The 14,637-nt window shown below is 64.8% G+C and carries 12 protein-coding genes and 1 tRNA gene; 3 read left to right on the forward strand and 10 right to left on the reverse strand.

The window, feature by feature from the left end:
* Positions 1-2: 2 nt before the first annotated feature.
* The 7 genes from cyoA to murJ form a co-directional block, all read right to left on the reverse strand.
* Positions 3-1,010: a ubiquinol oxidase subunit II gene (cyoA, locus tag ACSBPQ_RS11055; protein WP_442682202.1), complete on the reverse strand. Its 1,008-nt coding sequence runs from the start codon at positions 1,008-1,010 to the stop codon at positions 3-5.
* Positions 1,011-1,304: 294 nt separating this feature from the next.
* Positions 1,305-1,380 (reverse strand) — tRNA-Thr (locus ACSBPQ_RS11060).
* 35 nt (positions 1,381-1,415) lie between these two features.
* Positions 1,416-2,366 (reverse strand): 4-hydroxy-3-methylbut-2-enyl diphosphate reductase, encoded by a 951-nt coding sequence (gene ispH, locus ACSBPQ_RS11065; protein WP_442682203.1) that lies wholly within the window; start codon positions 2,364-2,366, stop codon positions 1,416-1,418.
* Positions 2,367-2,416: 50 nt separating this feature from the next.
* Positions 2,417-2,923: a signal peptidase II gene (gene lspA / locus ACSBPQ_RS11070; protein ID WP_442682204.1), complete on the reverse strand. Its 507-nt coding sequence runs from the start codon at positions 2,921-2,923 to the stop codon at positions 2,417-2,419.
* Between the two features lie 92 nt (positions 2,924-3,015).
* Positions 3,016-5,847 (reverse strand): isoleucine--tRNA ligase, encoded by a 2,832-nt coding sequence (ileS, locus tag ACSBPQ_RS11075; RefSeq protein ID WP_442682205.1) that lies wholly within the window; start codon positions 5,845-5,847, stop codon positions 3,016-3,018.
* Positions 5,844-6,791, reverse strand: coding sequence for a bifunctional riboflavin kinase/FAD synthetase (locus ACSBPQ_RS11080; RefSeq protein WP_442682206.1), 948 nt, complete (start codon positions 6,789-6,791; stop codon positions 5,844-5,846). Before ACSBPQ_RS11080 ends, ileS begins: the two co-directional genes overlap by 4 nt.
* A gap of 78 nt (positions 6,792-6,869) precedes the next feature.
* Positions 6,870-8,456, reverse strand: coding sequence for a murein biosynthesis integral membrane protein MurJ (murJ, locus tag ACSBPQ_RS11085; RefSeq protein WP_442682207.1), 1,587 nt, complete (start codon positions 8,454-8,456; stop codon positions 6,870-6,872).
* Between the two features lie 143 nt (positions 8,457-8,599).
* On the opposite strand from murJ, the gene rpsT reads away from it, so the two are divergent.
* Positions 8,600-8,869, forward strand: a complete 270-nt coding sequence (gene rpsT, locus ACSBPQ_RS11090) for a 30S ribosomal protein S20 (RefSeq protein WP_442682208.1) — start codon at positions 8,600-8,602, stop codon at positions 8,867-8,869.
* A gap of 206 nt (positions 8,870-9,075) precedes the next feature.
* Here rpsT and obgE read toward each other — a convergent pair whose 3' ends face one another.
* From obgE to rplU, 3 genes are all read right to left on the reverse strand, one after another.
* Positions 9,076-10,134: a GTPase ObgE gene (obgE, locus tag ACSBPQ_RS11095; protein WP_442682209.1), complete on the reverse strand. Its 1,059-nt coding sequence runs from the start codon at positions 10,132-10,134 to the stop codon at positions 9,076-9,078.
* Positions 10,135-10,306: 172 nt separating this feature from the next.
* On the reverse strand, positions 10,307-10,567 hold the full coding sequence (rpmA, locus tag ACSBPQ_RS11100; RefSeq protein WP_442682210.1) for a 50S ribosomal protein L27: 261 nt from the start codon (positions 10,565-10,567) through the stop codon (positions 10,307-10,309).
* Between the two features lie 19 nt (positions 10,568-10,586).
* Positions 10,587-10,895 carry a 50S ribosomal protein L21 gene (gene rplU, locus ACSBPQ_RS11105; RefSeq protein ID WP_442682211.1) on the reverse strand — a complete coding sequence of 103 codons (309 nt, stop codon included), beginning with the start codon at positions 10,893-10,895 and terminating at the stop codon, positions 10,587-10,589.
* A 281-nt stretch (positions 10,896-11,176) separates the two neighbouring features.
* Here rplU and uvrA point away from each other — a divergent pair, with 281 nt between their 5' ends.
* On the forward strand, positions 11,177-14,134 hold the full coding sequence (gene uvrA, locus ACSBPQ_RS11110) for an excinuclease ABC subunit UvrA (RefSeq protein WP_442682212.1): 2,958 nt from the start codon (positions 11,177-11,179) through the stop codon (positions 14,132-14,134).
* Positions 14,134-14,541, forward strand: a complete 408-nt coding sequence (locus tag ACSBPQ_RS11115; protein ID WP_442682213.1) for an acyl-CoA thioesterase — start codon at positions 14,134-14,136, stop codon at positions 14,539-14,541. Before uvrA ends, ACSBPQ_RS11115 begins: the two co-directional genes overlap by 1 nt.
* The last annotated feature ends 96 nt before the right edge of the window (positions 14,542-14,637 follow it).

Below are 14,637 nucleotides of genomic sequence, written 5' to 3' on the forward strand. Positions count from 1 at the left end.
CGTCATTCTCCCGAGGTGCCGTGGGCGGCAGACGCAGCCCCGGCCTCATCGTTTGCATTGTGGCCGGCGTGCCCGTCGGCCTCGGCCGCAGCAGGCGTCGCGGCGTCATGGCCGGCGTGGCCATTGCCGTCGTGCTGCATGCCGTAATGGTGGTTGTCACCGGCATGGCGGGCCATGATCGTGGCGAACAGACCCGGCTCGGTGCTGCCGTAATAGGTCACCGGATACCAGTCGTGGTTCTTCTCGGCACCCAGCTCGGCGAACGCCTTCTGGTCCAGCACCTTGGCATCGCCGCGCACCTTGGCCAACCAGGCCTGGTACTCGTCGTTGCTCACGGCGTGGGCAGTGAAGTACATCTTGTTGAAGCCGGCACCGCTGTAATGCGAGGAACGGCCCGGGTACTCGCCCTTCTCATCGGCGATCAGGTGCAGCTTGGTCTCCATGCCCGCCATCGAGTAGATCATGCTGCCCAGGTGCGGAATGAAGAATGCGTTCATCACCGTATCGGCGGTGAGCTTGAAGTTCAGCGGCGTATCCACCGGGAACGTCAGCTCGTTGACCACGGCGATGTTCTCTTCGGGATAGACGAACAGCCACTTCCAGTCCAGCGAGATCGCCTCGATCACCACCGGCTTGTTGTCCGAGACCAACGGCTTGTACGGATCCAGTGCATGCGAGGAACGCCAGGTCAGCACCGCCAGCACCAGGATGATCATGCACGGGATCGACCACACCACCACTTCGATAGCGGTGGAATGCGACCATTCCGGTTCGTACCGGGCCTTGGTGTTGGTTGCGCGGTACTTCCACGCGAACACCAGCGTCATCACGATCACCGGAATCACCACCAGCAGCATCAGCACCGTGCAGGTGATCAGCAGTGTGAGTTCATCCCGGGCGATCTGGCCCTTGGGGTCAAACAGGGCCCAGTCACAGCCCGTCATCATGACGGCCATCGCGACAAGGAGGCCCGGGCGCAACATGCGCCCAAGAGATTTCAACGGAATCATCGGTCGATCCAATTGCGGGGGGATGCCTGACCTGGCACCCCTGCGCACGCTTGCGTGCTTGCGCGATCGACTTGCCCGGGGATTGCCCACCGGGGAACACGTGCATAGGACTGCCAGACTTCAGCGCGGCAATTCTAGGCTTTCACGCACTACTTAAGAAGGCCATTGACAATGATTTCGCGCAAAAAGCCCGCTCATGCATGTGCGACATGTTGTCGCACCACATTGCCGGACAATGGAAACGACGCCACTGAAAACAGAAAAGCCGACTGCAAGCAGTCGGCTTTTCTGTACTGGTGCCGGAAATAGGAATCGAACCTACGACCTACGCATTACGAATGCGCCGCTCTACCAACTGAGCTATTCCGGCGAGGCGCGAATTCTAAGTGAAGCGACGAGCTGCGGTCAATCGACCAGCCGCAGGCGCAGCTCCTTGGGCAGCGCGAACACCATCGACTCGGGCTCGCCATCCAGCTCCCGCACGCCGCTAGCACCAAGCTCACGCAGGCGCGCGATGACGCCATCCACCAGCACCTGTGGCGCCGAGGCGCCGGCGGTCAGGCCGATGCGCTGCTTGCCCGCCACCCAGTGCGGGTCGATCTCATGGGCGCCGTCGATCAGGTACGACTCCACGCCTTCGCGGCGCGCCAGCTCGCTCAGGCGGTTGGAGTTGGAGCTGTTGGGCGAACCGACCACCAGCACCAGGTCGCACTGCGCGGCCAGTTCACGTACCGCGTCCTGCCGGTTCTGCGTGGCATAGCAGATGTCGTCGTTCTTCGGCCCCTGGATGGCGGGAAAATGCTGGCGCAGGGCCTCGATCACCGCACGGGTGTCATCCACCGACAGCGTGGTCTGGGTGGTGTAGGCGAAGTTCTCCGGCTGGCTGACCTGCAGCGCCGCGACATCTTCCACGCTTTCCACCAGATAGATATGGCCGGTTCCGTTTTCCCGGCTCCACTGCCCCATGGTGCCCTCAACTTCCGGATGCCCCTCGTGGCCGATCAGCACCACGTCACGACCGGCACGGCAGTGCCGGGCCACTTCCAGATGCACCTTGGTGACCAGCGGACAGGTGGCATCGAACACCTTCAGGCCACGGCGCTCGGCCTCCTCACGCACCGCCTTGGAAACGCCATGGGCACTGAAGATCACCGTATTGTCGTCGGGCACTTCATCCAGCTCTTCGACAAAGATCGCGCCGCGCGCCTTCAGGTCATCGACCACGAAACGGTTGTGCACCACTTCATGGCGCACGTAGATCGGCGCACCCAGCGCTTCAATCGCACGCTTGACGATCTCGATGGCACGGTCGACACCGGCACAGAAACCACGGGGATTGGCGAGCAGTACGTCCATCTTCAGATACTCCGGCCGGCGATGGCCGGTTTCGGTGGAACAGGGGGAAATTATCCGGCTTTTGCAGCGGACTTGCCGTCAAACAGGCCCGATACGGCAATGCCGATGGCACCGCCCACGATCGCCGCGTCGGCGACATTGAACGACGGCCAGTAGTAGCTGCCGGCGTACCACTGGATGAAGTCGATCACATGCCCGTGGATCTGCCGGTCGATCACGTTGCCGATGGCACCGCCGATCACCAGCGCATAGGGCAGCGCGCTGCGCCAGTTGGCGCGCGGCGTGCGCGACAGCCAGAACACCATCAACCCGCTGATCACCACCGCCAGCCCGGTGAAGAACCACAACTGCCAGCCACCGGCATCACTGAGAAAGCTGAACGCGGCACCGGTGTTGTAGGTGCGGTACCAGTTCCAGAAACCGTCGATCACCGGCACCGCGGTGTACTCGGGCAGGCTGGACAACACCCACGCCTTGCTCCACTGGTCCAGGCCGATGATGACAACCGAAAGCAGCAGCCAGATCAGGGCATTGGGTTTGACGGCATTTGTTTGCATGCAATGTCTCTATGCGGGGATCAAGGAGCGGGAACAGCGGCAGCGGTTGTCCTTTCCCGCTCCTCGCTCCTCTTCACCGGTTTCTCGCCTCATCAGAACCAGCGACGGTCTTCGCCGCCGCCATCGATATTGCTGACACAACGCCCGCACAGTTCCGGATGCGCCTCGACCGAGCCGACATCGGCGCGGTAATGCCAGCAGCGCACGCACTTGGCCTTGTCGGTCGGCTGGGCGCTGACAAACACCTCGTCGGTGGTCGCCGGACGCACGCTCACATCGCCACTGATGAACAGGAAGCGCAGCTCGTCGGCCAGCGGCTGCCAGCGCGCGGCCTGCTCCTCGTTCGCGGCGACGGTGATTTCCGCCTCCAGCGCGGCACCGATGGCGCCATTGGCACGCATCGGCTCGAGCACCTTGGCCACCTGCTCGCGCAGGGCCAGCAACTGGTCGAAATCGGCCGCGGTCAGCTGGGCATCGGACGGCATCGGCGCCAGGCCGTCATACCAGGTGGTGAACAACACGTTGTCCACCCGCTTGCCCGGCAGATAGCCCCACAGTTCGTCGGCGGTGAAGGTCAGGATCGGCGCCACCCAGCGCACGAACGCCTCGGCGATACGGTACATCGCACTCTGCGCCGAACGACGCCCGCGCGAGTCTTCCTGCATCGTGTACAGGCGGTCCTTGGTCACGTCCAGGTACAGCGAGCCCAGGTCGACGCTGCAGAAATTCAGCAGCAGCTGCACGATCTCGGCCATGTTGTAGTTGGCGTAGGCGACCTTGATCTTCTCCTGCAGCTCGAAGGCGCGATGCACGATCCAGCGATCCAGCGCCACCATGTCCTCCAGCGGACGCAGGTGCTGATCCGGATCGAAGCCGTCCAGGTTGCCGAGCAGGAAGCGCGCGGTGTTGCGCAGGCGGCGGTAGGCGTCGGCGTTGCGCTTGAGGATCTCCTGCGACAGCGACATCTCGTTGCTGTAATCGGCCGAAGCGATCCACAGGCGCAGGATGTCCGCACCCAGCGTCTTCATGATGTCCTGCGGCTCGATGCCGTTGCCCAGCGACTTGGACATCTTGCGGCCGTGCTCGTCCACGGTGAAACCGTGGGTCAGGCACTGCTTGTACGGCGCGTGCTTGTCGATCGCCACGCCGGTCAGCAGCGATGACTGGAACCAGCCGCGGTGCTGGTCCGAGCCTTCCAGGTACAGGTCGGCCGGCTTGCCAAAGCCGCGCGCCAGCAACACGCCTTCGTGGGTGACGCCGGAGTCGAACCAGACATCGAGGATGTCGGTGACCTTTTCGTACTGCGCGGCGTCATCACCCAGCAGTTCGGCCGCGTCCAGCGAATACCAGACATCGATGCCCTCGGCCTGCACGCGATCGGCCACCTGCTGCATCAGCTCGACCGTGCGCGGATGCGGCTCGCCGGTTTCACGATGGGTGAACAGCGCGATCGGCACGCCCCAGGTGCGCTGGCGGCTGATGCACCAGTCCGGGCGGCCATCGACCATGCTGCTGATGCGCGCCTTGCCCCAGCCCGGGAACCAGCCCACGTTGTCGATGGCGGCCATCGCGTCGTTGCGCAGGTTGGCCTTGTCCATCGAGATGAACCACTGCGGGGTGGCACGGAAGACCACCGGCGTCTTGTGGCGCCAGCAATGCGGGTAACTGTGCTGGATCTCGAAGAAGGCCAGCAATGCACCGTTCTCGCGCAGCACCTCGACGATCAGCGGCTGTGCCTTCCACAGGTGCTGGCCGGCCAGCTCAACGTCACCGGCAGCCGGCGTCGACGGCAGGTAGACGCCACGCCCATCGACCGGATTGATCTGGCCGGCGTTGTACTTGTCCATCACCCCGTACTGCTGGCTGACCGCGAAGTCCTCCTGGCCGTGGCCGGGCGCGGTATGCACCGCACCGGTGCCGTCGGCATCGGAGACGTGCTCGCCGTTGAGCAGCGGTAGATCGCGGTTGGCGTAGAACGGATGCGCCAACAGCTGGTTTTCCAGCGCCGAACCCTTGGCATGGCCGTGCACGATCACCTCGCCCACACCGTAGCGCGACAGCGAACGCTCGGCCAATGCCGAGGCCAGCACCAGCCAGCGCGGCTGGCCGTTGTGGGCCGGGCCTTCGACCAGCGCGTACTCGATATCCGCGCCCAGCGACACCGCCAGCGAAGCCGGCAGCGTCCACGGGGTGGTGGTCCAGATCGGCACCGCCACTTCCACACCGGCCGGCAGCTCGACACCGAAGCTGGCGGCCAATGCCTTGGCATCACGCGCGGCGTAGGCCACATCGATGGCCGGCGAGGTCTTGTCCTGGTATTCGATCTCCGCCTCGGCCAAGGCCGAACCGCAATCGAAGCACCAGTGCACGGGCTTGGCGCCGCGTACCAGGTGGCCGTTGGCGACAATCTTGGACAGCGCGCGGATTTCACTGGCCTCGAAGTCGAAGCTCAGCGTCTTGTACGGGTTGTCCCAGTCGCCGATCACACCCAGGCGCTTGAAATCAGCGCGCTGCAGGTTGATCTGTTCTTCGGCGTACTCGCGGCACTTCTGGCGGAACTGCCCGGCATCGAGCTTGACGCCGACCTTGCCCCACTTCTTCTCGACCGCGATCTCGATCGGCAGGCCATGGCAATCCCAGCCCGGCACGTAGGGCGCATCGAAGCCGTCCAGATAGCGCGACTTGACGATGATGTCCTTGAGGATCTTGTTGACCGCGTGGCCCAGATGGATCTGGCCGTTGGCGTACGGCGGGCCATCGTGCAGCACGAACAGCGGCCGGCCCTTGGCATTCTCGCGCAGCTGCGCGTAGATGCCCTGCTCTTCCCAACGCGCCAGGATGCCCGGCTCGCGCTTGGGCAGGTCGCCACGCATCGGGAAGTCCGTTGCCGGCAGATGGAGGGTGGCTTTGTAATCCTGGCTCACGCGGTGGCTCGCAGTCGTTGTTCGTTGAGGATATGACGGGCTTGGTGCGCGTCGCGGTGCATCTGTTCGGTCAACGCCGGCAGATCGTTGAATTTCTCTTCGTCACGCAGCTTGGCGACGAATTCGACTTCGATATGGCGGCCGTACAGGTCGCCACTGAAGTCGAACAGGTGGGCCTCCAGCAGCGGCTCCACGCCCTCGACCGTCGGCCGCGTGCCGAAGCTCGATACCGACGGCCATGGCTGCTCGAACACACCATGCACCCAGGTGGCGTAGATACCTGAAAGTGCGGGCGTTTTCGGGAAACGCAAGTTGGCGGTAGGAAAGCCCAGGGTGCGCCCCAGCTGCCGCCCGCGCACGACCCGGCCGCCGATCGCATACGGCCGCCCGAGCAGATCGCTGGCACGGGCGAAGTCGCCGGCCACCAGCAGCTCGCGGATGCGGGTGCTGGAGATGCGCTCGCCGTTCAGGTGCACCGGCTCGATCTCGCCGGCAACAAAGCCCAGCTCGGCACCCATCGCCTGCAGCAACGCGATATCGCCGCCACGGCGGTTGCCGAAATGGAACTTCGGGCCGATCCAGACCTCGCGCACGCCCAGCCGGCGCACCAGCATGTCGCGCACGAAATCCTCGGCGGTGATCGCCGCCATCTTCGCGTCGAAGCGCAGCAGACCGACACTGTCCACGCCCAGCGCACGCAGCGTGGCGACCTTGTCGCGGGCCAGCATCAGCCGCGGCGGCGGATTCTCCCTGGCGAAGAACTCACGCGGCAGCGGCTCGAAGCCCAGCGCCACAGCGGGCACGCCCAGTGCTCTGGCACGGGCGACCGCGTGGCGCACCAGCGCCCGATGGCCCAGGTGCAGGCCGTCGAAGGCACCGATGCAGACCACGCTTCCCTGCGGGGCAAGCACCCCGCCTTCGACGTCTCTAAAAAGCCTGCTCATTCCATCCGGATCCGGCCGTGCGGGCCGGTTCTGTCATGTGTAGCCGGGAAGTATAGCGGTGCCGGCCATGCTGCCGGCTTACTGCCCACGCAGTTCACGGGGCCGATAACCGGCCAGCAGCAGGCCGGCGGCATACACCGCCCCCCCGCTTCCGACCAGCACCGCCAGCCGCCAGCCGCGCTCCCACCATGCCCAGGCCGTCCAGTCGCCCCAGAACGTCCGCAACATCGCCACCGCGGCCAGCATCAGCGTGCTGGCAACCAGCAGCTGCACCAGGAAACGCCCCCAGCCCGGCTGCGGCTGGTAGACGCGGGCCCGGCGCAGGTACCAGCCCAGCTGCAGCGCATTGGCCCAGCCCGCCACGGCAATGGCCAGCGCCAGCAGCGCATGCGCGCCTTCGACCTTCTTCAACGCCTCAATCCAGCGGCCATCGGCCTGGGCCAGCGCCGCCTGACCGACCGGACTGAACTGGAGCAGCAGCACGAAAAACACCAGCGTGCAGAGGATGTTGATCGCGATCGACGCCAACGCGGCCTTCACCGGGGTACGGGTGTCCTGCCGGGAATAGAACGCCGGCGCCAGCACCTTCACCAACAGGAACGCCGGCACCGCCAGCGACTGCGCCATCAGGCTCAAGCTGCTCATGCGCATGTCCCGCTCGGAAAACTCCCCGTACTGGAACAGCGTCGCCAGCAGCGGTTGCGCGCACAGCACCAGCCCCAGGCAGGCCGGGATACCGATCAGCAGGCACAGCCGGAAGCCCCAGTCCAAGCCTTTCGAATAGCCGGCCGGATCGGCATCGGCATGGCGGCTGGACAGGTGCGGCAGGATCACCGTGCCGATGGCGACCCCGAACATGCCCAGCGGGAACTCCAGCAAACGGTCGCTGTAATACAGCCAGGTCACGCTGCCGCCCATCAACAGCGACGCGGCCAGCGTGTTGAACAGCAGGTTGACCTGCGCCACCGAGGAACCGAACAACGTCGGCACCATCAGCGTCATGATCTTGCGTACGCCGGTATGGGCGAAGTCCAGCCGGGGCCGCGGCAGCAGTCCCAGCCGCGCCAGCGACGGCAGCTGGAAGCCCAGCTGCAGCACACCGGCGACCAGCACGCCCCAGGCCAGCGCCAGCACCGGCTCATAACCCCAGGCCTGCAATTGCGGCGCCAGCAGCAGCGCGGCGGCGATCATCGACAGGTTCAGCAGGATCGGCGACAGCGCCGGGATGGCGAAGCGCTGGTAGCTGTTCAGCACCCCGCCGACCAGCGATGCCAGCGAGATGAACAGGGCATACGGAAAGGTGATCTGCAGCATCAGCGTGGCCAGCCGCGCCTGCTCGCCGCCCGCCTCGAACCCCGGCGCGAACACCCGCATCACCCACGGCGCCAACAGGATGGCCAGCCCGGTCACCACCAGCAGCACCGCCGCCAGCGCCCCGGCAACCCGGTCTACCAGCGCCTTGACCGCCGCCTGGTCGCCCTTGGCCTTGTACTCGGCCAGCACCGGCACGAACGCCATCGAGAACGAGCCCTCGGCGGAAAGCCGGCGCATGAAATTGGGAATCCTGAACGCGATGACGAACGCATCCATCGCCGCACTGGCACCAAAGACCTGTGCATAAATCTGGTCACGCACCAGGCCACTGATGCGTGAAAGAAAGGTCATTGCGCTGAATACTGCTGTGGATCTGAGCAAGCGGCCGCTCACTGGACTCCCCTCTTGACAACCCGGCTTGACGTTCGCCCGGGTCGCCATCATACTTGCGTGCTTGCTGTTCCCACCACACCGATTTTCAGGAAACCACCACTGTGGCCAATATCAAGTCCGCCAAGAAGCGCGCCAAGCAGACCGTTGTGCGCAACGCGCGTAATACGGCTCAGCGTTCGATGCTGCGCACCGCCGTCAAGAAGGTGATCAAGGCTCTGGACGCCAACGACGCCGCCGGCGCCGAGGCAGCCTTCGCCGTCGCCCAGCCGATCCTCGACCGTTTCAGCGCCCGTGGCCTGATCCACAAGAACAAGGCTGCGCGCCACAAGAGCCGCATCAACGCCCGCATCAAGGCCCTCAAGGCCGCCTGATCCGCGCGACATCCAGGAGCCGCAAGGCTCCCGGCATAAAAAGCCCGGCCCGCGCCGGGTTTTTTGTTGCCTGCAATCCCGGAGGGCAGACCAGATGAAGGACGACAGGAAGCGCCCACACCGGTCATGAACAGGCTCTGCCACCTATGAAAACGCCGCTTTCCCGGCAGGGAAAACGGCGCCTTTACCGATAAGGGCAGGGAAACTCAGCCGCCCTGCGCTTCGCGCTCCTCGGCCTCCAGCAGCTTCTGCCGGTCGAAGAACGCCATGATGTCCTTCATGATCGGCCAGGTGCCTTCACGCCCCAGCGCCGACACCAGATACCACGGCCCGGTCCAGCCCAGCTCCGCGATCACCTGTTCGGCAGCCGCACGCGCCTCGTCCTCGAACATCAGGTCGGCCTTGTTCAGCACCAGCCAGCGCGGCTTTTCCAGCAGTTCCGGGTCATGCTTGCCCAGCTCACGCTCGATCGCACGCACCTGCTCGACCGGCGAAACGCCATCGACACCGCCCTCCATCGGGGAGATATCGACCAGATGCAGCAGCAGGCGGGTGCGCTGCAGGTGGCGCAGGAACTGCGCACCCAGGCCGGCGCCATCGGCCGCACCCTCGATCAGGCCGGGGATGTCGGCGATCACGAAACTGCGGTAATTCTCGACCTTGACCACGCCCAGGTTCGGGTACAGCGTGGTGAACGGGTAATCGGCCACCTTCGGTGTCGCCGCCGACACCGCACGGATCAGGGTGCTCTTGCCGGCGTTGGGAAAGCCCAGCAGGCCGACATCGGCCAGCAGCTTCAACTCCAGCTTGAGCAGGCGCTCCTCGCCCTCCTCGCCCGGCAGCGCCTGTCGCGGCGAGCGGTTGGTGGAGCTCTTGAAATGCATGTTGCCCAGGCCGCCCTTCCCGCCCTTGGCCACCAGCAGGCGGTCACCATGCCGGGTCAGGTCACCGATCACCTCATCGGTGTCGACATTCATCACCACCGTCCCTATCGGCACAGTGATCGTCAGGTCCTCGCCGCCCTTACCGTACATCTGCCGGCCCATGCCGTTCTCGCCGCGCTGCGCCCGGAAGATGCGGTCATGGCGGAAATCGACCAGGGTGTTCAGGTTTTCGTCGGCGCGGATCCACACGCTGCCACCGTCGCCGCCGTCACCACCGTCCGGGCCACCCAGGGGGATGAATTTCTCGCGGCGAAAGCCGACACAGCCATTGCCGCCGTTGCCAGCGATGACCTGGATCTCCGCTTCGTCTACAAGTTTCATGATTCTGGTTGCCTGTTGATGGCGGCAGGCGCATTGCCCGACCGCGGATTCTAACGGCCCCGGCCATCCCGGGGAAAACAGCACGATACGGATTCACAGCAACGAAAAACCCCGCCGAAGCGGGGCTTTCGTCAGCTGCCCACACTGGACGTGGGCGCCTGCGTGTGCGGAATCAGGCTTCCGCAACCACGCTGACGGTGCGACGCTTCTTGGCGCCCTTCACCGAGAACTCGACCTTGCCGTCGACCAGCGCAAACAGCGTGTGGTCACGACCCAGGCCCACGCCTGCACCCGGGTGGAACTGGGTGCCGCGCTGACGCACGATGATGTTGCCCGCTTCGATGGCCTGGCCACCGAAGATCTTGACGCCGAGATATTTCGGGTTGGAGTCGCGACCGTTGCGCGAGGAGCCTACGCCCTTTTTATGTGCCATGACGGATTCTCCTTAGCAATTAGCCGGCGATGCCGGTGATTTCGATTTCGGTGTAGTACTGACGGTGACCCTGACGCTTCATGTGGTGCTTGCGGCGACGGAACTTGATGATGCGGATCTTGTCGGCGCGGCCGTGGGCCACAACCTTGGCAGTCACCGAAGTGCCCTTCAGCGCGTCACCCAGCTTGATGCCATCGGCATCGCCCAGCATCAGGATATTGTCGAACTTGATCTCGCTGCCTGCTTCGGCCTCGAGCTTTTCAACGCGCAGGGTTTCACCCTGTGCGACGCGGTACTGCTTACCGCCAGTTACCAGAACTGCATACATGACCAGACTTCCTCTGTAGTTATTGTGGTCGCCGTGCCTGCCATCGAGGGCAGACAGGAGCGGAATTTTACGGGGTAGACAAAGTTCGGGTCAAGTCAAGCCCTACTGCCGCCGTTCATCCTGCCGCCGATGAACGGCGCGCACCGCCCCCATCGCCCGTGGATTGCGAAATCGCGCAATTGCCCCCAAATCACAAGCTCGCTAGGCTGATCGACTGCCGTCAGCGGCGCCCCTATACCCCCAGCTTCCGGCCTCCGGCAGCGATCCCAAACGGATTACCCATGGCGATGGATTTCATCCGCATCCGCGGTGCGCGGACGCACAACCTCAAGAACATCGACCTCGACCTGCCGCGCGACAAGCTGATCGTGATCACCGGCCTGTCCGGCTCGGGCAAGTCCTCGCTGGCGTTCGACACGATCTACGCCGAAGGCCAGCGCCGCTATGTCGAGTCGCTGTCAGCCTATGCGCGGCAGTTCCTGAGCGTGATGGAAAAGCCCGATCTGGACCACATCGAAGGGCTGTCGCCGGCGATTTCGATCGAGCAGAAGTCCACCAGTCACAACCCGCGCTCGACCGTGGGCACCATCACCGAGATCTACGATTACCTGCGCCTGCTCTACGCCCGCGTGGGCAGCCCGCGCTGCCCCGAGCACCACTATCCGCTGGAGGCGCAGACCGTCAGCCAGATGGTCGACCAGGTGCTGGCGCTGGATGCGGAGCAGCGCTACATGCTGCTGGCGCCGGTGATCCGCGACCGCAAGGGCGAGCACGTGCAGGTGTTCGACCAGCTGCGCGCGCAGGGCTTCGTGCGCGTGCGCGTGGATGGACAGCTGTATGAAATCGATGAAGTGCCGGCACTGGGACTGCGCCAGAAACACACCATCGAGGCGGTGATCGACCGCTTCCGCCCGCGCGAGGACATCAAGCAGCGGCTGGCCGAAAGTTTCGAAACCGCGCTCAAGCTCGGCGACGGCATGGCCTCGGTGCAGAGCCTGGATGCGGCCGACACCGAGCCGCAGCTGTTCTCCTCCAAGTATTCCTGCCCGGTCTGCGACTACGCACTGCCGGAACTGGAACCACGCCTGTTCTCGTTCAACTCGCCGGTCGGCGCCTGCCCGGGCTGCGACGGTCTGGGCATGGCCGAGTTCTTCGATCCTTCGCGTGTGGTCGTGCATCCAGAGCTGTCGCTGGCCGCCGGTGCGGTGCGCGGCTGGGATCGCCGCAATGCCTATTACTTCCAGCTGATCGCCTCGCTGGCCAAGCACTACGCATTCGACGTCGATGCGCCGTGGCAGTCGCTGCCCGAGGCCGTGCGCCATGCGGTGCTGTACGGCAGCGGCGAGGAGCAGATCACCTTCACCTATTTCACCGAGGCCGGTGGGCGCAGCCAGCGCAAGCATCGCTTCGAGGGCATCATCCCCAACCTCGAGCGCCGCTACAGGGAAACCGAGTCGGCGGCGGTGCGCGAGGAGCTGGCCAAGTTCATCAGCGAACGTGCCTGCCCCGAGTGCGAGGGCGCGCGCCTGAACAAGGCGGCCCGCAATGTGTTCGTCGCCGAGCGGCCGCTGCCGGAAATCGCGGTGATGCCGATCGATGAAGCCAAGCGCTTCTTCAGCGAGCTGAGCCTGCCCGGCTGGCGCGGCGAGATCGCCACCAAGATCGTCAAGGAAATCGGCGAGCGGCTCGGCTTCCTGGTCGATGTCGGCCTCGATTACCTGACGCTGGAGCGCAAGGCCGACACCCTGTCCGGCGGCGAGGCGCAGCGCATCCGCCTGGCCTCGCAGATCGGCGCCGGTCTGGTCGGGGTGATGTATGTGCTCGATGAGCCGTCCATCGGCCTGCACCAGCGCGACAACGAGCGCCTGCTCGCCACCCTCACCCGCCTGCGGGATCTGGGCAACACGGTGATCGTGGTCGAGCATGACGAGGACGCGATCCGGCTGGCCGACCATGTGCTGGACATCGGCCCCGGTGCCGGCGTGCACGGCGGCGAGATCGTCGGCCAGGGCACGCTGCAGGACATCCTCGATGCGCCACGCTCGCTGACCGGCCAGTACCTGTCGGGCAAGCGCGCCATCGAGATCCCCGCACGTCGGCACAAGCCCAACCCGAAGATGACGCTGCACCTACGCGGCGCCACCGGCAACAACCTGAAGAATGTCGATCTGGATATTCCCTCGGGCCTGCTGACCTGTGTCACCGGCGTGTCCGGCTCGGGCAAATCGACGCTGATCAACGACACGCTGTTTTCGCTGGCCGCCAACGAGATCAACGGCGCTTCGCATCCGATCGCGCCGTACCGCCAGGTGGAAGGGCTGGATCTGTTCGACAAGGTGGTGGACATCAACCAGTCACCGATCGGCCGCACCCCGCGCTCGAACCCGGCCACTTACACCGGCCTGTTCACACCGCTGCGCGAACTGTACGCGCAGGTGCCCGAGGCCCGTGCACGCGGCTACTCGCCGGGTCGCTTCAGCTTCAACGTGCGCGGTGGCCGCTGCGAGGCCTGCCAGGGCGATGGCCTGATCAAGGTCGAAATGCACTTCCTGCCGGACGTGTACGTGCCCTGCGATGTCTGCCACGGCAAACGCTACAACCGCGAGACGCTGGAAATCCTCTACAAGGGTTTCAACATCAACGACGTGCTGGAAATGACGGTCGAAGATGCATTGCAGCTGTTCGAGCCGGTGCCGAGCATCGCGCGCAAGCTGGAAACGCTGATCGACGTTGGCCTGAGCTACATCAAGCTGGGGCAGAGCGCGACCACGCTGTCCGGCGGTGAGGCGCAGCGTGTGAAGCTGTCCAAGGAACTGTCACGCCGCGACACCGGCCGTACTCTCTACATCCTCGACGAGCCGACCACCGGCCTGCACTTCCACGACATCGAGGCGCTGCTGGGCGTGCTGCACAAGCTGCGCGACGAGGGCAACACGGTGGTGGTGATCGAGCACAACCTGGACGTGATCAAGACCGCCGACTGGATCGTCGATCTCGGTCCGGAAGGCGGCCACCGTGGCGGCACCATCCTGGTCACCGGCACGCCGGAAGATGTGGCGGCGCATCCGGACTCCTACACCGGGCAGTTCCTTGCACGGATGCTGCCCTCCACCAGCGCGCGCCCGGAGCAACCCGCAGCCGTGGCCAACAAGCCCGATGCGCGTCCGCCACGCAAGGAAAAACCGGCCAGAAAAACCACCGCCAAAAAAGCGGCCACGTCCAAGCAAGAGACCGAGTGATGAGCACTGAACCCAAACAACTGGCCCGCGTTCCGATCAGCGTGCGCTGGCGTGACATGGACGCGATGGGCCACGTCAACAACGCCAAATACGTGTCGTATCTGGAAGAAGCGCGGGTGCGCTGGATGCTGGGCGTGGAGGGTGTGTCGATGAACGACCGCATCGCGCCGGTGGTGGCCGCCACCAACCTCAACTACCGGCTACCGATCATGTGGCCCAACGACATCGTGGTGGAGCTGTTCGTCGAGCGGCTGGGCACCAGCAGCGTGACCATCGGCCACCGCATTGTGGACCAGCAGGACAGCAGCAGGCTGTACTCGGACGGCAACGTGGTGGTGGTGTGGATGGATACGCAGACCGGCAGGAGCGCGCCGCTACCGGAGGCAATACGCACGGCATCGAGCTGATCGCGTCATCGCCTGCACACGATGGAGAAAGCCGCCCGATGGGCGGCTTTCCTGTTGCCGCATGATGCCGCCGGCGTGGGCGGGCACCAGGATCAG

It is taken from the genome of Stenotrophomonas sp. JC08, from assembly GCF_052180205.1.
In the GTDB taxonomy this organism is placed as follows: Bacteria; Pseudomonadota; Gammaproteobacteria; order Xanthomonadales; family Xanthomonadaceae; genus Stenotrophomonas.